The organism is Microcella putealis, assembly GCF_004216575.1.
In the GTDB taxonomy this organism is placed as follows: Bacteria; Actinomycetota; Actinomycetes; order Actinomycetales; family Microbacteriaceae; genus Microcella; species Microcella putealis.
The window spans coordinates 234,068-257,389 of the sequence record NZ_SGWW01000002.1; the positions used below are offsets into that span (position 1 = coordinate 234,068).

18 protein-coding genes are annotated in these 23,322 nt (G+C 68.8%); 11 read left to right on the plus strand and 7 right to left on the minus strand.

What is annotated here, in order from left to right; translation table 11 throughout:
* The first annotated feature begins 18 nt into the window (after nucleotides 1-18).
* Together EV141_RS06025 and EV141_RS06030 are read left to right on the plus strand one after the other, a co-directional pair.
* On the plus strand, nucleotides 19-3,291 hold the full coding sequence (locus EV141_RS06025; protein WP_130485066.1) for a UrvD/REP family ATP-dependent DNA helicase: 3,273 nt from the start codon (nucleotides 19-21) through the stop codon (nucleotides 3,289-3,291).
* Entirely contained in the window at nucleotides 3,291-6,629 is a 3,339-nt protein-coding gene (locus tag EV141_RS06030) for an ATP-dependent DNA helicase (RefSeq protein ID WP_130485067.1), read from the plus strand. Before EV141_RS06025 ends, EV141_RS06030 begins: the two co-directional genes overlap by 1 nt.
* On the opposite strand, the gene EV141_RS06035 is transcribed toward EV141_RS06030, so the two are convergent.
* On the minus strand, nucleotides 6,613-6,939 hold the full coding sequence (locus EV141_RS06035; RefSeq protein WP_130485068.1) for a hypothetical protein: 327 nt from the start codon (nucleotides 6,937-6,939) through the stop codon (nucleotides 6,613-6,615). The two genes, EV141_RS06030 and EV141_RS06035, sit on opposite strands and share 17 nt — an antisense overlap.
* Nucleotides 6,940-7,229: 290 nt before the next feature.
* Here EV141_RS06035 and EV141_RS06040 point away from each other — a divergent pair, with 290 nt between their 5' ends.
* The 7 genes from EV141_RS06040 (at nucleotide 7,230) to EV141_RS06070 (ending at nucleotide 14,485) form a co-directional block, all read left to right on the plus strand.
* The gene (locus EV141_RS06040; RefSeq protein ID WP_130485069.1) at nucleotides 7,230-8,204 is read left to right on the plus strand and encodes a hypothetical protein; all 975 of its coding nucleotides are present in this window, start codon (nucleotides 7,230-7,232) and stop codon (nucleotides 8,202-8,204) included.
* Nucleotides 8,201-9,736, plus strand: a complete 1,536-nt coding sequence (locus EV141_RS06045; RefSeq protein ID WP_130485070.1) for a hypothetical protein — start codon at nucleotides 8,201-8,203, stop codon at nucleotides 9,734-9,736. Before EV141_RS06040 ends, EV141_RS06045 begins: the two co-directional genes overlap by 4 nt.
* Entirely contained in the window at nucleotides 9,733-10,404 is a 672-nt protein-coding gene (locus tag EV141_RS06050) for an ABC transporter ATP-binding protein (RefSeq protein WP_130485071.1), read from the plus strand. The genes EV141_RS06045 and EV141_RS06050 overlap by 4 nt, the downstream gene beginning before the upstream one ends.
* Entirely contained in the window at nucleotides 10,401-11,774 is a 1,374-nt protein-coding gene (locus EV141_RS06055) for an ABC transporter permease (RefSeq protein ID WP_241969119.1), read from the plus strand. Before EV141_RS06050 ends, EV141_RS06055 begins: the two co-directional genes overlap by 4 nt.
* 167 nt (nucleotides 11,775-11,941) lie before the next feature.
* The gene (locus tag EV141_RS06060) at nucleotides 11,942-12,658 is read left to right on the plus strand and encodes an ABC transporter ATP-binding protein (RefSeq protein ID WP_157985519.1); all 717 of its coding nucleotides are present in this window, start codon (nucleotides 11,942-11,944) and stop codon (nucleotides 12,656-12,658) included.
* A 62-nt stretch (nucleotides 12,659-12,720) separates the two neighbouring features.
* Nucleotides 12,721-13,851 carry a hypothetical protein gene (locus EV141_RS06065; protein WP_198675511.1) on the plus strand — a complete coding sequence of 377 codons (1,131 nt, stop codon included), beginning with the start codon at nucleotides 12,721-12,723 and terminating at the stop codon, nucleotides 13,849-13,851.
* 19 nt (nucleotides 13,852-13,870) lie between these two features.
* Nucleotides 13,871-14,485, plus strand: coding sequence for a hypothetical protein (locus tag EV141_RS06070; protein WP_130485074.1), 615 nt, complete (start codon nucleotides 13,871-13,873; stop codon nucleotides 14,483-14,485).
* Here EV141_RS06070 and EV141_RS06075 read toward each other — a convergent pair.
* The 6 genes from EV141_RS06075 to EV141_RS06100 all read right to left on the minus strand — a co-directional run bounded on the left by EV141_RS06075 (nucleotide 14,446) and on the right by EV141_RS06100 (nucleotide 19,802).
* A complete protein-coding gene (locus tag EV141_RS06075; protein WP_198675512.1) occupies nucleotides 14,446-15,693 on the minus strand; it encodes an NAD(P)/FAD-dependent oxidoreductase in 1,248 nt (415 codons plus the stop codon). The two genes, EV141_RS06070 and EV141_RS06075, sit on opposite strands and share 40 nt — an antisense overlap.
* Before the next feature lie 21 nt (nucleotides 15,694-15,714).
* A complete protein-coding gene (locus tag EV141_RS06080; protein WP_130485075.1) occupies nucleotides 15,715-15,909 on the minus strand; it encodes a ferredoxin in 195 nt (64 codons plus the stop codon).
* On the minus strand, nucleotides 15,906-16,802 hold the full coding sequence (locus tag EV141_RS06085; RefSeq protein ID WP_130485076.1) for a fumarylacetoacetate hydrolase family protein: 897 nt from the start codon (nucleotides 16,800-16,802) through the stop codon (nucleotides 15,906-15,908). Before EV141_RS06085 ends, EV141_RS06080 begins: the two co-directional genes overlap by 4 nt.
* The gene (locus tag EV141_RS06090; protein ID WP_130485077.1) at nucleotides 16,799-17,746 is read right to left on the minus strand and encodes a DODA-type extradiol aromatic ring-opening family dioxygenase; all 948 of its coding nucleotides are present in this window, start codon (nucleotides 17,744-17,746) and stop codon (nucleotides 16,799-16,801) included. The genes EV141_RS06085 and EV141_RS06090 overlap by 4 nt, the downstream gene beginning before the upstream one ends.
* Before the next feature lie 2 nt (nucleotides 17,747-17,748).
* Nucleotides 17,749-19,212, minus strand: coding sequence for an aldehyde dehydrogenase (locus EV141_RS06095; RefSeq protein ID WP_130485078.1), 1,464 nt, complete (start codon nucleotides 19,210-19,212; stop codon nucleotides 17,749-17,751).
* Between the two features lie 95 nt (nucleotides 19,213-19,307).
* Nucleotides 19,308-19,802: a MarR family winged helix-turn-helix transcriptional regulator gene (locus EV141_RS06100; RefSeq protein ID WP_130485079.1), complete on the minus strand. Its 495-nt coding sequence runs from the start codon at nucleotides 19,800-19,802 to the stop codon at nucleotides 19,308-19,310.
* A gap of 158 nt (nucleotides 19,803-19,960) precedes the next feature.
* Between EV141_RS06100 and EV141_RS06105 the strand changes: the two genes are divergently transcribed.
* Both EV141_RS06105 and EV141_RS06110 read left to right on the plus strand, forming a co-directional pair.
* Nucleotides 19,961-21,205 (plus strand): cytochrome P450, encoded by a 1,245-nt coding sequence (locus EV141_RS06105; protein ID WP_130485080.1) that lies wholly within the window; start codon nucleotides 19,961-19,963, stop codon nucleotides 21,203-21,205.
* Between the two features lie 257 nt (nucleotides 21,206-21,462).
* A complete protein-coding gene (locus tag EV141_RS06110; RefSeq protein ID WP_185740118.1) occupies nucleotides 21,463-22,467 on the plus strand; it encodes an NAD(P)-dependent alcohol dehydrogenase in 1,005 nt (334 codons plus the stop codon).
* Nucleotides 22,468-23,322 lie beyond the last annotated feature (855 nt).

Sequence of the window (23,322 nt, forward strand, 5' to 3'; positions counted from 1 at the left end):
GAAGCGTAGTCGGCCCGGATGCGCGCCGCCTCGCTGTTCACCGTGAGCGGAGCATCCACCTCGCCGACGGCGCGTCAGCGCGCGTCGGTGGTCGCCGTTAGCGTGATCGGTATGCCCCGCCTCATCGCCCGCGATCCGGATGCGCGACTCGCGCCGGTCGCGCTCGATGACTCCCAGCGCGCCCCCCTCGCCGCCCTGTTCGACGGGGCGGGTGCCGGGGCCGCCGTGCTGGGCGCGCCGGGCACCGGCAAGACGACACTCATTGTCGATGCCGTGGTCGAGGCGGTGCAGGCGCGCGGAGTGGGTGTCGAGCGGGTGATGGTGCTGACCCCGTCGCGACGCTCGGCGACGGCGCTGCGCGATCAGCTCGCCGAACGCCTGGCCTCGGCGGTGCCGGGCATTGCCCTGCCGGGCCCCCTCGCGCGCAGTGTGGCGGCGTTCGCGCACGCCTTGCTCTCGGCTGCGGCGCGCGCGGCGGGTGACGACGAGCCACGGCTCATCAGCGGCTCCGACCAAGACTCCGACATCGCCGAACTGCTGGCCGGGCACGAGGCCGACGGTACGGGGCCGGCGTGGCCCGCCCATCTCGGCCCCGACGTTCGGCGCCTTGAGGCGTTTCGCACCGAGCTGCGCGACGCGATTGCCCGGTTGTCAGAACACGACTGGACACCCGAGCGCCTGCGTCGCGAGGGCGACGCTCATCAGCGACCCGAATGGCCCGCGGTCGCCGACTTCGTCGACGAGTACCGCGTCGTGCTCGGGGGCTCTCGTGCCGGGCAGCTTGACCCCGCCGAACTCGTTAGGGCGGCGGCTGCGCTGGTCGCGTCCGCGCCACCCGCGACCCTGCCGGCCGTGGTGCTCGTCGACGACGCCCACGATCTCACCCCGTCAGGGATCGCCCTCGTCACCGCGCTCGCGGCGGCGGGCACGCGCGTGCTCGTCGTCGGCGACCCCGACGTTGCCACCACGGGCTTCCGGGGTGCCGAGCCCGAGGCCCTCTCGCGCCTCGCCCGTGAGCTGGGCGGGCACGGCGCTATGCCGTTTGTGCTCGAGATCGCGTATCGGCAGTCGGCTCCGCTGCGGGAGGCAACGGCGCTGTTCGCGCAGCGCATCGGTGCGGCGGGCGCGGGCCGACAGCGGCGAGCAGTGGCGGGGCGCGACGATGACGCGGGCGCGCTGGGCGGCGCGCTCATGGCGCTCACGGCATCCAGCGCGTCGCGGGAACGGGCGCTCATCGCCGACGTGCTGCGCGAACGCCACCTGATCGACGGCGTGCCGTGGTCGCAGATGGCCGTGCTCGTGCGTAGCGGGGCGCTCGTGCCGCCGATCGTGCGCGCACTCGCGGCCGCCGAGATTCCGGTGCGGGCGACGACAGCGGGGCGGCCGCTGCGCGAGCATCCGGCCGCGCGCGCCCTCGTGCGCATGGTTGATGTGGGCGTGGGGCGCTCGCCGCTCGACGCGGCGGCGGCCACCGAACTCTTGCTCGGTCCGCTCGGTGGGCTCGACCGGGTCGCCCTGCGGCGCCTGCGACGCGCCCTGCGCGCCGAAGAGGTGGCGGGTGACGGCACTCGCACGGCCGACGAGCTGCTCGTCGAAGCGCTCGCGGCCCCCGACCGGCTTGTCACGATCGACCACCGCACCGCCCGCCGAGCAGCGCGCGTGGCGCGAACGCTCGCCACCATTCGCGAGCGAGCCGAGGCGGGTGCCACGGTCGATGAGCTGCTGTGGGTCGCCTGGAGCGATGCCCGGGTCGCTGACGAGTGGGCGGCCGAGGCGCGGGGCTCGGGCACGACGGCGGCAGAAGCCGACCGCGCGCTTGACGCCATCACGGCCGTCTTTGCGACCGCCGCGACGATCGTCGACACGGTGCCCGACGCCACCGTCGACGCGTTCCTGACCCGCATGCTCGACAGCGACGTCGCCGACGACTTGCTCGCCCCGACCCGCGAGACCGAGGCCGTGCTCGTCGCGAGCCCCGCGGCAGCCGCGGGTGTCGAGGTTGAGGTGGCCATCATTGCCGGCCTCACCGACGGTCTGTGGCCGAACCAGCGACTGCGCGGCTCGCTGCTGCACGCGCCGCACATCAGCCGGGTCGACCGGGGCATCGGTTCCGAAACGCTCGATGAGCGCCGGTTGGTGCTCGACGACGAACTGCGGCTCGCGACCCTGGCCGTGTCGCGCGCGCGGCGCCAGGTGATCGCCACCTCCGTCGCCGGCGACGACGACCGGCCCAGCGCCCTCTGGGATGCGCTTGCCGACCTCGCGTCCGCGACCCCCGGCGCTGCCGCGCCGTCGCGCCGCCCGCACGCCCGATCGCTGCGTCGGCTCGTCGGCGAACTGCGGCGCCGCCTGACCGACCCCGCCAGCGGCGAGACGATGCGCCGCGAGGCTGCAGCGGCTCTGCGTCGACTCGCCGACGAGGGCGTGCCCGGCGCCGCCCCCGATACGTGGTGGGGGCTCGGCGCCCCGAGCACGCTGGCGCCCCTCTTCGCCGAGCAGACTGTTCGCCTCTCGCCCTCGAAGATCGAAGCGATCGAAGCGTCGCCGCTCGACTGGTTCCTCGACCGCGTCGCGCCCGAAGAGGGCAACTCGGCGATGGGCATCGGCACGATCGTGCACGCCGCCGTCGAGACGCTCACCGACCCGACCGTCGACGATGTCTGGGCCGTGATTGAGGCGCGCTGGAAGGAGCTCGTGTTCGAGTCGCCCTGGCTCGACGTGCAGCAGAAGCGGCTGGCGCACCGCTACGCCGAAGGCGTCGCCGACTACTTGCGTGACGCCGCCCGCGACGGGCGCATCGTTGCCGCCGCCGAGCACGAATTCACCGTCGAACTTGACGTCGCCCTGCCGCACGTTGCCGGCGCCGTTGTTGCCGGCACCGTCGACCGCATCGAACGCGACACCGAGGGGCGCGTGCGCATCATCGACGTCAAGACCGGCCGGCCGGTGACCGACGCGGCCGCGCGCGACAACGCTCAGCTCGGTGCTTACCAACTGGCCTACGCCGACGGCGCATTCGCCTCCGTGCTTGATGTACTCGGGGCACACACCGCCGACGGTGCCCGCCTGCTCTTCGTCCGGGAGGGCACGGGCGGCGAGCGCTACCGCGAGGCGAGCCAGCCGGTGCTCGATGCCGAGGGGCTCGCAGCGTTCCGCGAGCGTCTTGCGCAGGCCGTCTCCGCCATCGCCGTCGCTAGACTCACCGGCGCGCGCGTGATCGACCCGTACGGGCCGCCCGGGCAGCGGCGGCACAGCCTGCACCGCGTCCCTCCCGTCACCGGAGATCGCTGATGACGACCGCCCCCGCCGCCGTGAGCGCGAACCAGATCGCCGACGCGCTTGGCCTGCATCGGCCGACCGACGAGCAGCGCGCCGTCATCGAAGCGCCCCTCGGGCCCGCCCTCGTCGTGGCCGGCGCCGGCTCGGGCAAGACCGAGACCATGTCGGCCCGCGTACTGTGGCTCGTCGCTAATGGTCATGTTGCGCCCGACGAGATGCTCGGCCTGACCTTCACCCGCAAGGCGGCGTCAGAACTCGCCCACCGCATCCGCGAACGCCTGGGCGCGCTCGGCCGGTCGTCGCTCGCGAGCGACGCCGCGCATCCCCTACCCGCCGTCGATGCGTTCACGCAGCCGACGGTGGCGACCTACAACGCCTTCGCCTCGAGCCTGTACCGCGACAACGCGGTGCTCATCGGGCGCGACCCCGACGGTACGGTGCTCGGCGCTGCGGCGGCGTGGCAGCTCGCGCGCGGCATCGTCGCTCGCGCCACCGACGAGCGGCTCGCCGACCACGACCTCAGCGTTGACCGGGTGACGACGGCCGTTCTCGACCTGGCGCACTCCCTCACCGAACACCTCGCTGACCCGGCAGATGTGCGGGCGCTCCTCGACGAGTTCGCGGGCGTCGTCGAGCTGCCCGCGGGCGGCCGCGGCACGTACCCCGACGTCGACAAGCTTGCCGAGGCGCTCGCTCCGACAACGCCGCTGCTCGACCTCGCGGCCGAGTTCGCCGCCCGCAAACACCGCGATGGGCTCATCGAGTTCTCTGACCAGGTCGCGCTCGCGCTGGATCTCGTCGAACGGCACCCCGAGGTCGGTGAGGCCCTGCGGTCGCGCTACCGCGTCGTGCTGCTCGACGAGTATCAAGACACGAACGTCGCCCAGACGCGGCTGCTTGCCGCGCTCTTCGCAGGCACCCCGGTCATGGCGGTCGGCGACCCGCACCAGTCGATCTACGGCTGGCGCGGGGCGAGCGCGACCAACCTTGACGACTTCGCCACGCGCTTCACCGTCGACGGGCGCTCGAGCGTCGACCGCTACGCCCTCAGTACTTCGTGGCGCAACGGCACGGCGATCCTCGACGTGGCGAACGCGTTGGTCGAGCCGCTGACGGCACGCGGCGGCGTCGCCGTCGGCCGGCTTGCTCCCTCGCCGAGCGCGAGCGAGCATCCGGTCGAATCGCGCCAGTGCGAGACGGTCGACGAGGAGGCCGAGCTCGTCGCCGAATGGTTCGCCGCGCAGCTCGGAATCGACGCGCGTGGCGCGCGCCGCATCGACGGCGACGACGCGGGCCCGGGGGCGTCAGCGCCATCGACGGCGGCGCTGCTGATGCGCAGCCGCGCGACGCAGCCGATCTTCCTCGACGCTCTTCGTCGTCGAGGCGTGCCGTTTCACGTGCTGGGCATCGGCGGGCTGCTCAGTCAGCCCGAGATCGCCGACCTCGTGTCGGCCCTGCATGTCATCGACGACCCGTCGGCCGGCACCGAACTGGTGCGGCTGCTCGCCGGCCCCCGCTGGTCGATCGGTCTCGCCGACCTGGATGCGCTCCGCCGCGTCGCACACTGGTTACGTGAGCGCGATCTCGCCCACCAGCGATTCAGCGAGGAGGTGCGCGAGCGGCTGCGCGCATCCGTCGCGGGTGGTGACAGCGCCTCGCTCGTCGACGCGCTCGACTTCGTCGCGCACGCCACCGCCGGCCACGGTCAGCTCGCCGAATTTAGCGAAGCGGGGCTCGAGCGGCTGCGTGAGGCGGGCGCGCTTTTTGCCAGCCTGCGGCGGCGCACCTCGCTCGACCTGGCCGACCTGGTCGCCGTGGTCGAACACGAGCTGCTGCTCGACATCGAGGTCGCGGCGAACCCCTACCGGGTGCTCGGTGAGGCCCCGCGCGACGCCTTCCTCGACGCCCTCGACGACTACCTCGGACTCGCCGACGAGGTGAGCCTCGGCGGGTTCCTGCGATGGCTGCGCGAAGCCGAGTGGCGCGACAACCTCTCGCCCCGCACCGAAGACGCCGAACCCGGCACCGTGCAGGTGCTCACGATTCACGGCTCGAAAGGTCTCGAGTGGGACGCGGTCGCCGTGCCGCGCTTCGTCGACGACGAGCTGCCGTCGAAGCCGCGCTCGACCCGCGGCTGGCTGAGCCTCGGCGTGCTGCCGTACGAGCTCCGCGGAGACTCTGCCGAGCTGCCGGTCTTCGCCTGGCGTGGAGCAGAGAGTCGCAAAGAGCTGCTCGACCGGCAGAAGCAGTTCCAGGCTGACGTCGCCGAGCACCTCGAACGCGAAGAGCGCCGCCTCGCCTACGTCGCCGTGACGCGTGCCCGCCACCGGCTGCTCGTGACCGGCTCCTTCTGGGCCTCGGCCACGAAGCCCCGAGCCTTCAGCCGGTTCTTGACCCCGCTCATCGAGCGCGGCCTGATCCCGCCTGTCGCCGACGCCTCCCGCCACGAACACAACCCCCGCGCGAGCGACGACGACGACGCGCCCTGGTGGCCCGCCGACCCGCTCGGCACCCGACGCGAGGCCTTGGAGGCGGCCGCGGCGCGCATCCGGGCAGCGGCCTCGGGCGGGCAGGCTGGCGACGACGACGTACCGGGCGATTCCGTGAGCGACGCTCTCGGCTGGCAGCGCGACATCGACCTGCTGCTCGCCGAACGCGCCGATCGTGAGCGCCGCGGGCACGAGATTGCCGTGCCGTACCGCGTGCCAGCCTCGGCGTTCCGGCAGTACGTCACCGAGCCCGAGGCGGTCGCCGAGCGCCTGCGCCGCCCGGTGCCGCAGCGCCCCTACCGGCAGACCCGCCTTGGCACGGTCTTCCATCGCTGGGTCGAGCAGCGCTACGGCCTCACGGCGGTGCCCGATCGCATCGACGATGCACTCAACGGCGCGCTCGACGCCGCCTTCACCCACGACGCCGGGGGAGAGGGCTTCGACCCCGCCGCCCTCGACGCGCTGCGCCAACGCTTCGCGGCCTCTGAGTGGGGCGACCGCGAACCGCGTGAGGTCGAGTGCGAGATTCACCTCCCGTTCGCCGGGCACCTCATCATCTGCAAGCTCGACGCCGTGTATCCGGCGCGGCTGCGCGGTGACGACGGCCGCGTCATCGACGGCGTCGAGGTCGTCGACTGGAAGACAGGGAAGGCGCCGAGCACCGACGAGGAGCGCGCCGAAAAGCTGCTGCAGCTCGCGCTCTACCGTCTGGCGTACGCGCGCCGCACTGGCCGGCCGCTCGACGAGATCAGCGTCGCCCTCTACTTCGTCGCCGACGACCTCGTGTTGCGACCCGAGCAGCTGCCGGGCGAGGCCGAGCTCGTCGAGCTCTGGCGCACCGCGGTCACGACTCGGGGGTGAGGCTCCACTCGCGGATGAACTCTTCGACCGTGAGTCGATCGAGATCGGCGCGCACCGCGGTGAGCAGCGCTTCCGCTTCCTCCCCGCGACCGGCCGCAGTCCGGTAGACGACCGCGCCCGACCCACGACGCGTGATCAGCAGGTCGCGCGGAACGACGTCGACATCCACGTACCCGACGGCCGCAATGACGATCGACCCGAGGTATGCCGCGGAGCGCTGAAGGACGCTACGGGTGCCGGGGATCAGCGCGGCGTCGAGGTGCTCGCTGGCGCGAGATCGCCCGGGGGAGTTTTCGCGATCCGCAGTCACCGTCGAGTCCTTTCGCGTCGTCCCGAGATCGTTATCGCGACTTTCGGGAGGAATCCTTGACGACTGAGGATATCGCGGATACGTTCCCGGGTAGAACGATGCGTACGGCATCGAGCTCAGTTTTTCTCCGTGCAACTCTCGTGCAACACACCCGGAATGAACCGGGGCCGCGGCGACGTGATGACCCGAAGAAGATCCGGACTCACGGACGCCGGCCATCGCTCTTCGCTCGCACACGCGAGCGATTCGCCGCACGATCTCGGTGTAACACGCCGAAGCACGGAGTAGAGATGACCACCCCCCGTACCCTCGCCGCGCTGAGCGCGTCGGCGCTCGTCCTCACCCTCGCCGCGTGTTCGCCCGGGGGCGATGGCCCGACCGAGGACGAGTTCTATTCGCCCCTCAACGAGTACCTGTCGGCAGCCTGGGGCGGTGACCTCTCTGAAGAAGACTGGATGGCACAGGCCGAAGAAGACCAGCGCATCCGCGAAGAGATCGTCGCCGAGTGCATGGCAGAGCAGGGCTTCGAGTACATCCCCGTTGTGGACATCGGGTGGGGGTCGAGTTCGGGCGACGAATGGAATCCTGACGACCGCGAATGGGTCGCGCAGTGGGGCTATGGGGCGGTGCGCTACCCGGGCATGAACGACGTGCCTGACCCTGATGAGCAGATGGTTGATCCGAACCAAGAGTACGTCGAGAGTCTCTCTGAGTCCGAGATGACGGCGTTCTACGAGGCGTTGTACGGCCCGCAGCCGACGGAGGAGGAACTCAACGAAGACGGCTCGTACGACTACAACTGGGAGACGGCGGGCTGCCAGGGCTTCGCCGAAAACGAGATTAGCGGTGAGAATCCGATCGATTCTGACGAGCACAAGCCCCTGATGGACGCCATCAACGAGCTCTACATGCAGATGGAGACCAACCCGGCCTTCGCGGAGGTCGACGCAGAGTGGGTAACCTGCATGGCCGACGCCGGCTTCTCTGGCTTCAGCACGCAGCCCGACGCGCAGAACTCGGTCTACGACGAACTCAACAGCTACTACGAGGGCATGACCGAGTTCATCGAGGACGACCCCGCACTCGATGAGATCGCCGACCGCGAGGTTGAACTGGCCCTCGCCGACCTCGACTGCCGCGAGTCGACTGACTACCGCGAGCGACGCCAGGCCGTCTCCGTCGAGCTCGAAGAGCAGTTCATCGCCGACAACAAGGCTGCCCTCGACGCACTCGTCGCCGACGCTGAGCAGGGTCAGGGGCAGTGACGACCCCCGCTGTCAGCGGTTGGAAGCGAGTACTCGGGGCAAATCGCGCGGTGTGGGTGACGGCGGCAATCGCCGTCGTCGCCCTCGTCGCGGGTGTGCTGGTCGGGCGCTTTGTCGTTTCACCCGCCGATGCCTCAGCATCGTCTGATGCGCCCGACCCCGGGCTCGTCACCGTTCCGGTCGAGTACGGCGTGCTCTCAAACGACCTCACCCTGCGGGGAGATGTCGGCTTCGCCGACTCCGTCGAGGTCACCATCGATGCGGCGTCGTTCGGCGGTGCCCCCGTCGTGACGGGAGCCGTGCCCGAGGTCGATTCGTCGCTCGAGCCGCTCTCGGTGGCGCTGGCCGTCACCGGCCGCCCGGTCATCGTGCTGCCAGGCGAGCTTCCGGCCTACCGCACCCTCGAATTCGGGATGCGCGGCCCCGACGTCGTTCAATTCAAAGAGGCGATGGCCGCCGTCGGCATCGCTGCGGGCGACCCGGCCTCCGACCTCTTCGACGCGACCGCGGCCAACGCCTTGACGGCGCTCTACGAGCGGGTCGGTTACGCCGCACCCGACGGTGCGGAGGGCGCCGAGGAGGCGCTGCGAGCCGCACAGGACGGGGTGCGGGGCGCGCAGCAGCAGCTCGACCAGGCGCGCGCGGAACTCGCGCGAGCATCCGGAGGGCCGTCGGCCGTCGATATTCGACAGGCCGACAACGCGGTGTCGAGCGCCCAACGGGCCGTGGAGGCGGCGATCGCGGCGAAGCCGCTGCCGCCGGAAGACACGGCCGCCGCCCTCGCTCAATGGAACGCGGGAGTCGGAGACGCCCGCGACAACCTCGCTCTGGCGCAGTTGCAACGTGAGCAGCTGGGCGCGGGCGTCAACACGAGCGCCGAACGCGCCGCCGTCGACTCAGCTCAGCAGTTCGTCACCGATGCGCAGCTCGAGCTGAGCCGCGCGCAGGAGGCGACCCTGCCGCAGTTGCCGTCGGGTGAGGTGCTGTACCTCACCGACCTGCCGCGCCGCGTCGACGCCGTCAACGTGGCGCGGGGGCAGGTGTTGCAGGGCGCGGCACTCATCGTGTCGGGTGCCGCGCTCACCATCGTGGGCGGCGTTGCGCCCGCTGATGCCGAGTTGCTGTCGGTCGGTGACCGCGCCCAGTTCGATCTGTTCGACGGCACCGCTCACGAAGCGACGATCACTGAGCTGACTCCTGGCGACAGCGCGACGGAGCGCTGGTCGGTCGTGCTTGAGCCCGATCCGCTGACCAGCGAGCAATCGATGCAGTTGCAGGGCTCGAACGTCAGAGTCCTCATCGCGGTCGGTGCGACGGCGGGCGAGGTCATGCACGTACCCGTCGCGGCGCTGACCGCCGGGTCGGGCGGCGAGGCCCGCATCGAGATTGTCGACGGTGACCCCCGCGACGGCGAGCGCGCCGAAACGCGGCTCGTCGAGGTCGAGACGGGGCTTGCCGCGGGCGGCCAGGTCGAGGTGACCCCCGTTGACGGCGAGTTCAGCGAGGGCGACCTCGTGGTGGTGGGGCGGTGACGCTGATCGAGCTGCGTGATCTGACGCGCTCGTTTCCGGGCCCGCCGGAAGTGCAAGCACTGAAGGCGGTCAACCTCACCATCGGCCGCGGTGACTACCTGTCGATCGTCGGGCCGAGCGGCTCGGGCAAGTCGACAATGCTCAACATCCTCGGCCTGCTCGACCGGCCCACGGTCGGCGAGTACCGAATCGATGGGGTGCTCACGGGGGGTCTCGATGAGGATGCGCGGGCGGGCGTCCGCGCGCAGCGCATCGGATTCGTATTCCAGTCGTTTCACCTCATGCCGCGCCGCACGGTGTTCGAGAACGTGCTCATGCCGATGGCCTACAGCGGGGTGCCGCGCGCCGAACGCATCGACCGCGCCCGCCAGACGCTCGAACGCGTCGGGCTGGGGCATCGACTCGACTTCTTGCCGACGACACTCTCGGGCGGCGAGCGGCAGCGCGTCGCGGTCGCCCGCGCCGTCGTCAGCCGGCCGTCGATCGTGCTTGCTGACGAGCCGACCGGCAATCTCGACCAGGCGACGAGCGGCGAGGTGATGTCGCTGTTCGACGATCTGCGCAATGACGGATTGACTCTCGTCGTCATCACGCACGATCCCGAGGTCGCGACGCGCGCCGACCGGGTGGTGCGCATCACCGACGGCCGCCTGGAAGAGCGACGATGACGCGGCGGATGCGCATCCGCCTGCCCTGGCGACGTCGCAACGCGGCTGCGGGCGCCGGGAGGACCGGCGGCCCGAGCCTCGACGGGGGCGCTGGCACAGAGACGGGGGCGCACGACAAGACAGCGGTATCGCTCGTCACCCCGGTGCCCCGCGTCGACCGCTTCACGACGCAAGACCTCGTGGTCGAGGCGATCGCCGACGTGGGGTCTCGGCCCGGCCGGCTCGTCATGACGCTCGCTGGCACTGTTCTGGGTGTGGGTGCCCTCGTCGCGACGCTCGGCTTCGCGCAGACCGCCGAGTATCAGATCGCCCGGCAGTTCGACGCGGTGCGCTCGACGCAGGTCGTCGTCAGCCCCGGCAGCGCGCAGACGCAGTCGGGCGGCTCGGTCGCCACAGCCCGACTGCCGTGGGATTCAGTCGAGCGCGTCGAACGCCTCGCCGGGGTCGAAGCGGCCGCGACGATCAGCGAGCTCTCGCTCGATGGCGAAGAGGTCACGACCGTGCCGGTCAACGACCCGTCGGCCGCGACCATCGCCGCGCCGCGGCTCATGGCCGCCGACCCCGATCTGCTCGACGTGATCGGCTCATCCATCGTCACGGGGCGGATGTTCGACTCCGGTCACGCCGACCGCGCCGACCGCGTCGTCGTCATCGGCGAGCGCGCGGCCGAACGACTGGGGCTCAACCGCATCGACCGGCAGCCCGCGGTGTTCATCGGCGACCGACCGTACGCCGTGATCGGCATCTACGGGGAGGCGCAGGCGCGCGGCGAACTGGCCGACGCGATCATCATGCCCACGGCGACGGCGCGCGATGAGCGGGCGCTCGCGGCGCCATCCGAGCTGCAGATTCGCATCGCCCCCGGCGCGGGCGAGCTGGTGGGCGAGCAGGCATCGCTGGCGCTCTTGCCGAACACGCCCGAGAACCTCGACGTGTCGGCGCCGAGCGCGAGCTCGAATCTGCGGCAAAACGTGCAGTCTGACGTGAACGTCGTCTTCCTGATCCTCGGCGGCATCGTGCTACTCGCCGGCGCTCTGGGAATCGCGAATGTCACGATGCTGAACGTCTCCGAGCGCATCCCCGAAATCGGCCTGCGGCGGGCACTCGGTGCCACCCGCCGCCAGATCGGCGCGCAGTTCGTGATCGAGTCGGCCGTGATCGGCCTGCTGGGCGGGCTCATGGGAGCGGCGCTCGCCGTCGTGTCTCTCGTCGGTCTGTCGCTCGCGCGCGGCTGGACTCCCATCATCGACCCGTGGGTGACGGTCGGCGGCGTGCTGCTCGGCTCGCTCGTGGGGCTCGCCGCGGGCTGGCTGCCGGCGCGACGCGCGTCGCGCATCGAGCCGGTGTCGGCGCTGCGCGGCGGCACCTAGAGGTCGCGGTCAGCGGGCGGCGACTGGCGGCGCGAAGCGCGAGCGGTGCCTGCGCGAAAAGGCGGGATCACTTTAAAGACTGACTATTCGCGCTGAGGCTTCCACAAATACGCAGGTGGGGGTCCTGAATCGCTCGCCGTGAGGCAAGCTTCTGCATTATGGCGCGCATGCGATTCGACGAGCTCACATTTCACTACGGCGAATCGCTCGCTCTCGATCGTTTGTCTGCGAGTTTTTCGTCGGATCGGATCGCGGTGCTCGGGCCCAATGGCGCGGGGAAGTCGACTCTCTTGTCGATCCTCGACACCAGTGCCGTCGCAAGCGCGGGGAGTTTCGACTTTGGTGGAATGACGATCACTCGCCGCACACGGCAGGTGCTTCGAGAAACATTAGGCGTCGTTCCACAATCGCTCGCGATGATGCCCTCGTACACCTGTCACGAGGTTCTGGCCTACGTCTGTTGGTTGCGAAGTATTCCGGCGAAGTGGGCACCTCGTCGTATCGCCGAGTCGCTCGCCGCGGTTGGTCTTTCCGACTTCGAGTGGACGCGCGTACGGGCGCTTTCCGGGGGAATGCGTCAGCGACTGGCTCTCGCTCAGGCTCTTGTTAACCGCCCCAAACTGCTGCTTTTGGACGAACCGACGGTCGGCCTCGACCCTTTCCAGCGTGCAGAGTTTCGCGGATACCTTGAGGCCCTTCCCGAAACGACCGTGCTCTTTGCGACGCATCTCGTGGATGACGTGGCACACATCGCGCGTGAGGTGCTGATCATCGACAAAGGGTCTGCCGTCTGGGCTGGCGCGATTGGATCCCTGGTTGGGCCTGGTCAAGTCAGTGGGCCTGCGATCGAACAGCGCTATATCGAGCTGACAACGTCCCGATGATGTGGGCGTGGTGGGCTGAATTTCACAGGGGTGTTCCCCCCGCAGCTGGCGCGGTGACGGGCGTGGTTGGCGTACTCATCGCTATGCAGGTAGATCCCGGCGAGTTGCTGGCGGGTTGCGCGGACGTTCTGAATATCGGTCTGGTCATCGCGGTGACGACCTCGCCTATCGCGCTCGGCGCTGCCGCGATCCACGTTGCGATGCTCTCTGCTAGCGGTCTCCTTCGAATCGCAAACACGTCCATCCGTGGGAAGGACGGTGCATTACGACGGGCATGGGGAGTCATCGCAACATGGGCGTGGCTGGGGTCAGCTCTGTCGCAGGTCGTGCTCGCGGCTCGCGCCGATCTTTCCGGCTATTGCTCCGCACCCATGCTGATTCTGCCGGCGACTGCGGTCGTGTTCCCCCTTGTGATGAGTGGGCTGGGAATTCTGCTTGGTGCCGCCTATCGGCACTGGGCGGCCGGTGTCATCGGTGCCGGTGCCGCCTTCATCGTTGTCCTTGGTGTGCAGCAGCTTGAGGGTAACGCCGGAAGGTTCGTGCCCACCTCGATTTACACGACGTATCAGCCGTTCTTCGAGCCGAACGTCCCGCTTGGCGTTGGTCGAATCTTGGTCTACGGGGCGTTGATTGCTCTCGTGTGGCTCGTGCTATCAGCGACACTCCGAGCGCGAGTTGTGAGCGCGGTCACGGTTGCCATGCTCGGTGCTACGGGCATCGGTATCGGATCCACCGCCAGTCCCGAACCCGTCGCGTACCGGACTCCACCGGAAGCCGTCTGCCAAATGTCGTCGAGGGCTGAATTTTGCGTGTGGCCGGAGAGCGTGCAAGCACTCGATCGCGGACTTGACGCGATCAATCTCATCGTTGGCATCGTCGATGACCGCTTCCCGACGCCAACTCGTTTCAGTCAAGAGGGCCTTACCCCCCTGACCGAGCCGGGCGTGATGCGGTTTGATTCGCGGAGTTTCGCGCGTGACGACCTTGAGCTCGCGGCGATCCGCTCTCTCGTACCTGAACCCAACTGCTCGGCAGGCTTAGATGCGTGGTTCGACATCATCGATTGGGTCTCCGCGGTTCGCTCGCCCGAATTCGCGACTCCAGAGGTTGCTCGCGTGCGAGCACAGGAGGACGCGGTCCAGCGCGAATGGCTTGACGAGCGTTATACGATCGCCACTGAGATATGCGACTAAGAAGATGACTCATCGTCGTGTGGCTGCTCTCATCCACGGGTGGAAACTTCTCCCGGGCCTTCTCGCCTTGGGGGTGTTCGCTCCGCTCGTCGCGTCGCGGTTCCAGATCCCACTTCCGCAGTTTTTCGCGGTGGACCGCGTGAATGTGTCGGCTAGTACGCTCGCGCTGGCGGGCTTGGTTGTCGCCTTTGTCGTCACCCTCGACGAGCCAGTGGGTCATGTGTGGCGCACCAGTAGTAGGCCCGTGCGGCGGATCGCAGTGATTCGATTTGTTTGCCTTGTTGGCATTGCGGCCTTGGTTGGAGTCTTCGCCCTTCCACCTTTGCAAGCGGGACTCAATTCGGCAATCCTCGTGGTGCTCTCGGTCGAGGTCGCCGCGGCCCGCCGGTTATTCGGCACTCAACTGGCGTGGATTATTCCGCTGACGCATGTTGCATTCTCCAGCGTGTTTGGTGTCGTGGGCGAAGTCCTTCAGCCGTGGGCTTGGCCGATTGCTGAGGACCTCACTGGTGAGCGGGCTGTGGCCATGATGCTCACCATGCTGGTGGGCAGTGTGATCCTCGTCGCACCAAAACGCCTGCTTTATGCTCGCGCTCAGCGGGCGGCGACCGGGGGAGTGAAACGCGAGCGGTAGCCCTGAACGGCGCCCCGCATCCCGATGCCGCAGACGCCGACGAGCTCGTCGCCGCGGAAGAACTCGACCACGCACTCGTCCTCGAGCGTGCCCGCCACGACCTCGCTGCGGTCGGCCAGGTACGTCATGCCGAAGGCGAGGAGGTGCATGTCGTACTGGTCGGACCAGAACGAGGGCAGCGGGGCGAACGGCGCCTCGATGATTGGCGCGCAGTCGTCGCCACGCAGGTGCGCCGCGAGCACCTGGCCCGCGCGCTTGCCAGTCTCGGTCGGCAGGTTCCAGTGCTCGACCCGGCGCGCAACCTCGTCGAACAGCGGGTTCGGGTAGCGGGCCACGTCGCCCACCGCATAGACGTTCTCGAGCACGGTGCCGTCGGCGCGCACGGCCTGTAGGCCACCGTTCACGAGCACGCCGTCGCTCGCGTCAAGCCCCGAGCCCTCGAGCCACTCGGTGTTCGCGTCCGAGCCGATCGCGACGACCAGCACGTCGCACTCGAGCATGACGCCGCTCGTGAGAATCACGCGCTCAACGCTCGGGTCGCCCACCAGGCCGAAGAGCCCGTTCTCGCAGAAGAAGCGCACTCCGTGTGCCTCGTGGCGGCGGCGCACCTCCGCGCCGAGCTGCGGCCCGATCGCGCGCTCGAGCGGGATGCGCGACTGCGACACGACCGACACGGTCGCCGCGCCCGCCTTCGCCGCCGTCGCCGCAATCTCGCAGCCGATGAACCCCGAGCCCAAAATCACGACGTTCGCGCCGGGGCGCAGCGCCTGACGCAGCGCCACCGCGTCGTCGAGCGTGCGCAGCACGTGGATGCCGGTGAGGCCGTGATCGTCGATGGGCAACGGCTTCGGGCGCAGCCCCGTCGCGATCACGAGCGCCCGATACGGATGCTCGGCGCCGGTTTCGTCGACCACCACCTGCCGCTCGGTGTCGAGCGACGCAGCAGCCCTGCCGAGCACCCACTCGACGTTCTCTTCGAGCGCCGAGCGGATCGGGAAGGCCACATCCTCGTGGCCCTGCCCCTCGGTCTGCAGCAGCTCTTTCGACAGCGGCGGGCGGTTGTAGGGCGCGTGGGGTTCGGCGCCGAGAAACGTGATCGGGCCGGCGTAGCCGGCGCGGCGCAGGTTCTCGGCCGTGCGCAAGCCGGCCATCGACGCGCCGACGATCAGTACGGGGCGGTCGTCAGCATCCGTCATGGGGTCAGTCATGATCGATCGTGACGAGCGCGATTACTCGCGCATGAGCGTGATCGCCTGCATGGGGCAGACGTCGGCGGCGGCTTCGAGGTCGCCGAGCATCTCGTCGGGCGCCTCGGCCTGGTACTCGAGCTTGTCGTCGGCGTTCAGCTGAAACACCTCGGGCGCCTCGAACACGCACTGGCCGTAGTGCTGGCACTTGTTCATGTCGACGTCGATCTTGATCATCGGTTCTGCTCCTCGGGGGTCGATTCCTCGATGCGGGACGGGTACAGGTCTTTCGACGGGGTGCGAATGCCGCGGAACTCCCAGTCGCCGCCGAGCGCGGTCGACACGACCTCTTCGCTCGAGGTCGGCTGGGCTCCCACGTCGCTGCGAATGGGCGTCGGGCCCTCGACGATGGTGTTGGTGAGGCGGCCGAGGCCCTCGACCTCGACCTCGACGACGTCGCCCGGGGAGACGGGGCGCGAGTTCGCGGGCGTGCCCGAGAAGATCATGTCGCCGGGCACGAGCGTGATCGTGCGGGCGAGGTCGGCGACCAGGTAGTGCATGTCCCACTCCATGTTCGCGGTCGAGTCTTCCTGCTTGACCTCGCCGTTGACGATCGTGCGAATCGTCTTGTTGCGGAAGTCCCAGTCGGTCACGAGGCCCGGCCCGACGGGGGCGAGCGTATCGCTGCCCTTCACGCGCAGCATCGAGCCGGCGTCGGTGTCGCGGAAGTCGTGCAGCCCGTAGTCGTTGCCCACCGTGTAGCCGGCGATGTAGTCACCGGCCTCGGCAGGCGACACGTTGCGGCAGGTCGTGCCGATCACGATGACGATTTCGCCCTCGTAGTTCAGCCACTGGCAGCCGACGGGGCGCACGATGTCGCCACCGTGGCTGTTGAGCGCCGTCACCGGCTTGTGGAAGTACGTCGGCGCCGTCGGCAGCTTCGTCATGAACTCGTCGGTGCGGCTCTGATAATTCAGGTGCACCGCGATGATTTTCTGGGGCTCCGTCGGGGGCAGGTGAACCGCATCCTTGATGGCGATTTCGCGGCCATCGGATGCGCGCAGCACGTCACCGTCGCGCGTCACATGAACGGGCGCGCCGCCCAGCAGGATGCGGCGGTACTCGGTCACGCGGCACCCGCCTCGGCGAGCGGCGCGTCGTTGGCGTCGTCGCGCGAGAGCGTGACGTCTTTCGGCGGCGGGAAGCCGCCCTCGGGCTCGGGGAAGTACACGTGTACCTGGCCCGTACCGATCGAGTTTTCGTACTCGGAGTACAGGACGCCCTTCGCCGTGTTCGCCTCTTCGCCCGTGGCGCCCGCCATCTGCAGCCAGTGGCTGAAGTTCGCCTCGGGCTTGAACTTCTTGAACTCGGGCATGGTCTCAAGGATGCGCTTGTGGTCGCCCTGCTTCATCCACTCGATGCGCTCGAGGTCGGCCTCGCGGGCGCCGTCGCTGAAGATGTGGCTCGGGTCGCTCGACTCGTGGCGGCGCAGGTCACGCAGCTTGTAGAAGGTGTGCGACAGGGCGCCCGAGGCGAGCAGCAGCACCTTGCGGTCGCTGTCGCGGATCGCCTCGCCGAGTGCGCGGCCGGCGCGCAGGAAGTCTTCCGTCGTCGCCGTCTGGCAGACCGAGAGGCTCACCCAACGCTTGTCGAGGCCGCGGCCCAGGTAGTGCCAGAGGTTCACGGTCGCGTAGAAGATCGGCAGGTGCGGGTCGGAGATCGGGGTGACCCAGGTGCCGTTCTTCTCGTCGTAGTTCGCGACGGCGTTCGCGAGCTCCGGGTCGCCTCGGAAGGCGTAGGGGATCTGCGACATGCCGCGCGGCAGCTCTTCGCTCGTAAAAAGGCCTGAGCGTTCGGCCTGGGCGCTGATGACGAACTCGACGGTCGTTGCCCAGTGCGAGTCGAGCACGACGACGGTGTCGTAGTCGAGGGTCTCCATGACCTCTTCGCGTAGGCGCTTCAGGCCCGGAACGAGGCTGATCTCTTTGCCGTCATTGAGGTCGTAGCGCACGTCCTGCGGCAACATGATTGTGGGCACGTGAGCGAGCAGTGCCGCTCCGACGACTTTTCCCATGATTAGTCCTTCCATCCGGTCGGTGCGTAAACGGTGTTCTTGACGTCGGCGTAGAAGTCGAACGACCACACGCCGCCCTCGCGGCCGATGCCCGACTTCTTCGACCCGCCAAACGGCGCTGCGAGGTCGCGCACGAAGAAGCAGTTGACCCAGATCGTGCCGGCGACCAGGTTCTTGGTCAGGCGTTCGGCGCGCTCGCGCTCGCCGCAGACGACGACGGCGGCGAGCCCGTACTCGGTGTTGTTCGCAAGCTCGACGGCCTCGTCGTCGCTCGCGAAGGTCTGCATCGCGAGCACCGGCCCGAAGACTTCGGCGGTGAGGATCTCGCTGCCGGGCTTCGCGCCCGTGATGAGGGTCGGGCGGTAGTACAGCCCGCCGAGTTCGTCGTTCGGGCCGCCGCCGAATGCCACCGCGGCGCCGTCGGCCTGGGCGCGTTCGACGAAGCCGGCGACGCGCTCGAGGTGCACGCGGTGAATCTGCGGGCCGATCTGCGTCGCCTCCTCACGCGGGTCGCCCTGCACGATCTGGGCCGCGCGCTCGGCGAAGCGTTCGGCGAAGGCGTCGGCGGTGTTCTCGTGCACGAGTAGGCGCGTGCCCGAGAGGCACACCTGACCCGCGTTGTCGTACTGCTCGAGCGCCAGCTCGACCGCGAGGTCGAGGTCGGCATCGTCGGTGACGATGAACGGGCTCTTGCCGCCGAGCTCGAAACTTACGGGCGTCAGGTTGTCAGCCGCCGAGCGCATGATCGCCTTCGCGGTCGGCACCGAGCCGGTGAACGCAATGCGGGCGACGGCCGGGTGGGCAACGAGCGCCGCCCCGGCCTCGGTGCCGTAGCCCTGCACGACGTTGAAGACGCCGGGCGGCATGCCGGCCTGCTCGCACAGGTCGGCGAAGACGCTCGCGGTGAGCGGAGTCCACTCGGCGGGCTTCAGCACCACGGTGTCGCCGGCGGCCAGCGCCGGGCCGATGCGCCAGGTGGCGAGCATGAGCGGCGCGTTCCAGGGCGTGATGATGACCGCGACGCCCGACGGATCCCAGGTCACCACGTTGTCGTGACCGCGGGTCTGCCACACCGGGTGCTCGAGCTTGTTCATCGCCCAGTCGGCGAAGAAACGAATGTTCATGGCTACGCGCGGCATGACGCCGCGGCGGTGGCTGCGCAAGAGCGATCCGTTGTCGAGCGTCTCGAGCTGCGCGAGTGGCTCGATGTTCTGTTCGATGAGGTCGGCGAGGCGGTGCAGGATGGCGCCGCGGCCCTCGGGGCCCAGATCCCGCCAGGCGGGGAAGGCGTTGCGTGCGGCCCAGACCGCGGCATCGGCCTCGCCCGCGCCGCCGCGCGAGACATGCGCGAGCACGGCGCCGTCGATCGGAGAGATCGACTCGAAGGTGTCGTCGCTCGCGAATCGCTGCCCACCGATGTAGTGGCGGGTATCGACGGTGAGGCCGGCGAGTGTCACCTGGTGCACGTGGCTGCTCCCTTGCAGTCGGGTTTCATTCGTATACGAACGATTGCCACGATAGTAGACCACCCGGTCGGGGGAGCGGTAGGGGTGGTGAGTGATCAGCGCTCGGTGAGGCGCGTGATCTGCCGCAGCATCTCGGCGAGCTCGCGCCGGCGCTCGGGGTCGAGGCTCGAGGTGGCCTGCTGTTCGTGCGCATTGAAGGTGGGGAACAGGGTGAGCATGAGCTCGCGACCGGCGTCGGTCATCGACACGATGACGAGGCGGCCATCGCTCGTGCTGCGCGCGCGGGTCACGTAGCCCTTCGCCTCGAGCGTGCCGAGTACACCCGTGAGGGTTGCCTTCGAGAAGCCGCCCTCTTCGGCGATCTGCCGGGTCTCGATGGGCTCCCAGATCCAGGTGACCCAGAGCACGACGAAGGCGGTCCAGCTGAGGTCGGTCGGTGCGAGCACGGTGCGCTCGAAGAAGTTGCGCGTCGCGTTCGCCGCGCGAAACAGGTTCGAGATGACCGCCATCGCCTCAAAGTCGATCGGCAGACCACCGAGGCGCTCGGCGACCTGCTGCTCGGTCTCGGCGAGCGTGTGGGCACTGGGCATGCTGACCCCTTCGTTGGTCGTCACCCGCCATTCAACGCCATTCGGCCGCGAATGAGCGGGAAATGCGGCGCGAACGCGGCGCGCGCATTTCGCCACTCGACGGATGCGCAGAGATTCGTTAGCATCCAAACAATCGTTCCCGGAGCAAAGGCGCTGCCATGACGCACACCCTCACCCAGCCGAACCTCGCCGACCTCGACCTGTTCGAGGACGGCGCCCCCTGGTCGACGTTCGACCAGCTGCGGGCGACGCCCGGGCTGCACTGGTCAGACGAAGACGCGCCGAACCACGGCTTCTGGTCGGTCACCCGCTACCACGACGTTGTTCGCGTGCTGCGCGACACCGACACCTTCACCTCGACGAAGTTCACGAACCTCGAAGAGGTCGCCCCCGAGCTGCAAGACAAGCGCCGCTCGCTGCTCGAAACTGACGGGCTACGCCACCGGGCGCTGCGCCGCATGCTGCAGGGGCAGTTCACCCCGCAGGCGGTCGCGAAGTACGAGACCTTCCTGCGTGGCATCACCGCGAAGACGCTCGATGCGGCCATCGCGAAGGGCTCGTTTGACTTCGTCGACGAAGTGAGCGCCGACTTCCCGATCCGCGTGCTGGCGCGCCTGCTGGATGTGCCCGACAGCGACACCGGCCAGCTGATCGAGTGGGGTAACCGCATGATCGGCAACACCGACCCCGAGCACGCCGACCTGCTGATCAGCTCGGCCGAGAGTGACGAGTACAAGCACGTGCCGTTCCGCTCGCCGGCCGCGATCGAGGTGTACGAGTACGGCAAGCACATGGCGGCCGAGCGTCGCGGGAAGGGCGGCACCGATCTCGTCACCCTGCTCGCCGACGGCGTGCCGTCGGATGGCCAGCCGCTCACCGAAGACGAGTTCAACACGAACTTCCTGCTGCTGGTCGTCGCCGGAAACGAGACGACCCGGCACACCATCACACACACGATGAACAACCTGCTCGCCAACCCCGAGCAGATGGACATCCTGCGCAACGACCCCACCCTCATCCCGTGGGCGGTCGAAGAGTTTCTGCGCTACGCCTCGCCGGTGTACCACTTCCGCCGCACGGCGACGCGCGACACCGAGTTCGCCGGCACCGAGGTTGCCGAGGGCGACAAGGTCGTCGTCTGGTTCGCCTCGGGCAACCGCGACGACGCCGTGTTCGACGAGCCGTACCGCTTCGACGTCACCCGCAACCCCAACGAGCACATGTCGTTCGGCCGCGGTGGCCCGCACATGTGCCTCGGCAACGCGCTCGCCCGCATCGAGCTGCGCATCATGTTCGAAGACCTGCTCAGCCGCGACGTGAGCTTCGAGCGCACCGGCAGCGTCGACTACCTGCGCTCGAACTTCGTGCACGGCATCAAGCGCATGCCCGTGCGGGTCGTGTAGTCCGGGGCGTTTGCGCGTTCTGGCCCCGGCCGGGGTGGCTCGTGAGCCCGCGCGCCCGTCCCGAGCGCCGCGCGCGGACGCGGGTGTGAGGCGTGCCCGCAGCGACGCATTGCAGGAAAACAGACCTGGTGACTGCCGATTTGCCGCGGTTTTGCGCCATGCGCTCGGCTGATTTCCTGCAATACGTCGCGGCACGGGGCGTCACGTCTGGCCGAGAACGTGTACGCCCGGCTCGACGCACCCGTCATGCTGAGGCCATGAAAGCCGTCGTCGCGCGCCGCTACGGCGGCCCCGAAGCCCTCGAGATCGTGGATGCCCCGGTGCCAGAACCCGCGGAGGGACAGGTTCGTGTGCGCGTCGCCGCGTCGTCGGTGAACCCGCTCGACTGGCACGAAATGCGCGGCACCCCGTACCTGCTGCGGCTCGCCCGCGGGCTGGTGCGGCCGACCAAGCCGGCGCTCGGCAGCGACCTCGCCGGCACGGTCGACGCGGTCGGCCCCGGCGTCTCGAGCTTCGCGGTCGGCGACGAGGTACTCGGCTACGGCAACGGCGCCTGGGCCGAGTACACGGTCGTCGGCGAGAAGGGCCTCGCCCATCGCCCTGCCGGTCTGGCCGTCGACGAGGCCGCCGGCCTGGGCATCGCCGCCGTCACCGCGCTGCAGGCGCTGCGCCGCGGCGGCCTCGACGCCCCGCGCACGTGGAACGGCACGGGCGTCGAACCCATGCCGCCGCGCGTGATGATCATCGGAGCCACCGGGGGAGTCGGCAGCATCGCCACCCAGCTCGCCGCGCACTTCGGGGCGCACGTCACCGCCGTCACCGGCGCGGGAAACCGCGAGCTCGCCCTGCGCCTCGGCGCCGAGGAGGTGCTCGACTATCGCACCGACCGGCTCGACGACGGGCTCGCCCGGTACGACCTCGTGGTCGAGACGAACGGCGCGCGTCGCACCCGCGAGCTCGCGCGGCTGCTCACCCCCAACGGGGTGCTCGCCGTCGTCGGGGCGCCGCCCGGCGACTGGGTCGCCCCCGTCACTGCGGTCGCGGGGCGGGCCGTCGCGAACCGGTTAACGACGAAGACGATCGCGAGCATCCTGGCCCGCCGCGACGCCGACGACCTGGCGGCGCTCGCCGACCTCGCCGGCGCGGGTGCCATTCGCACTGTCGTCGGCGAGGTCTACCCGCTCGAGCGCATCGCCGACGCGGTGCGGCACAGCGAGTCGGGGCACGTGCGCGGCAAGCTGATCGTCCGCGTCGCGCCGTAGCGCGACCATGCTCGCGGAACCTTATTTCCGACGGCTCGAGTGTAGAAACCGCACCATTGCAGTTTCGAGATCCTTTGCGTGTCCCCGAAGCATCGAGTCAAGCACCGCGCGTGCTTCTGGGTTCGACACTCGGAGAACCGATTCGTGGCTTAACCAGAGGTCAGGCAGTGGGGTGTCGCTCGCCCTGACTGCCACGATTAGATCCTGTGTGACCCGAAGTGGGCCCCAGTACTCCTTACTCGCGCCGCGTTCGGTCAACACCTTCAGGTGGGATCTGTGGCGTGAAGTCAAAGCTTGCAGAGTGGTCATCTGCCCACGCAGATCTTCCTCATTGCGCACTAGTGTGGGGGCTTCTTCGAACCCGAAAATAGCGGAGGCTGAGACTCCGAACTCCCGGCACAGTATTGGGAATTCCGCGAATAGCGAGTCAACGAGTCGTGCGCGAGCTATCGCATCCGCCTCCTCCTTTGCGATGGCGGCAAGTACACGATTGCGAAGACTCATTATGCCAACGTACCAAGATTAATGCCCTGGAAAGTGTTTCGCGGGATCAATACCATGCTTGGTTACAGGTCGATCGCCCACTAGGTTGAGCTCATAAGGAAGGCGATTAGCTTGGACGGGCCCGAAGCCGGAATGAAGCATCTCCGCGGTGATGAGTTGAAGCGCGCGCAGATACTAATGCGAAAGTCGCGCGTGGGGCTCGCTAAGTTGTCCAGGAAGGGGCGCCGTCGTCAAACCCTTGCCGGCTTCGCTCTTGGAGCGCCTGGTTCACTTCTGCTTCTGATCGGCACAACTGCTGTGATTCCATCGCGAGACGGAGGTCTAGTCACTGCTTCAGTGGGAGGCGTGATC

What these genes read in the sequence shown, in the direction of transcription:
- EV141_RS06100 (WP_130485079.1), bottom strand. Translation starts at nt 19,802, where the DNA reads ATGCCCAGTGCCCACACGCTCGCCGAGACCGAGCAGCAGGTCGCCGAG.
- EV141_RS06105 (WP_130485080.1), top strand. Translation starts at nt 19,961, where the DNA reads ATGACGCACACCCTCACCCAGCCGAACCTCGCCGACCTCGACCTGTTC.
- EV141_RS06060 (WP_157985519.1), top strand. Translation starts at nt 11,942, where the DNA reads ATGCGATTCGACGAGCTCACATTTCACTACGGCGAATCGCTCGCTCTC.
- EV141_RS06040 (WP_130485069.1), top strand. Translation starts at nt 7,230, where the DNA reads ATGACCACCCCCCGTACCCTCGCCGCGCTGAGCGCGTCGGCGCTCGTC.
- EV141_RS06055 (WP_241969119.1), top strand. Translation starts at nt 10,401, where the DNA reads ATGACGCGGCGGATGCGCATCCGCCTGCCCTGGCGACGTCGCAACGCG.
- EV141_RS06030 (WP_130485067.1), top strand. Translation starts at nt 3,291, where the DNA reads ATGACGACCGCCCCCGCCGCCGTGAGCGCGAACCAGATCGCCGACGCG.
- EV141_RS06025 (WP_130485066.1), top strand. Translation starts at nt 19, where the DNA reads ATGCGCGCCGCCTCGCTGTTCACCGTGAGCGGAGCATCCACCTCGCCG.
- EV141_RS06090 (WP_130485077.1), bottom strand. Translation starts at nt 17,746, where the DNA reads ATGGGAAAAGTCGTCGGAGCGGCACTGCTCGCTCACGTGCCCACAATC.
- EV141_RS06075 (WP_198675512.1), bottom strand. Translation starts at nt 15,693, where the DNA reads ATGACTGACCCCATGACGGATGCTGACGACCGCCCCGTACTGATCGTC.
- EV141_RS06080 (WP_130485075.1), bottom strand. Translation starts at nt 15,909, where the DNA reads ATGATCAAGATCGACGTCGACATGAACAAGTGCCAGCACTACGGCCAG.
- EV141_RS06110 (WP_185740118.1), top strand. Translation starts at nt 21,463, where the DNA reads ATGAAAGCCGTCGTCGCGCGCCGCTACGGCGGCCCCGAAGCCCTCGAG.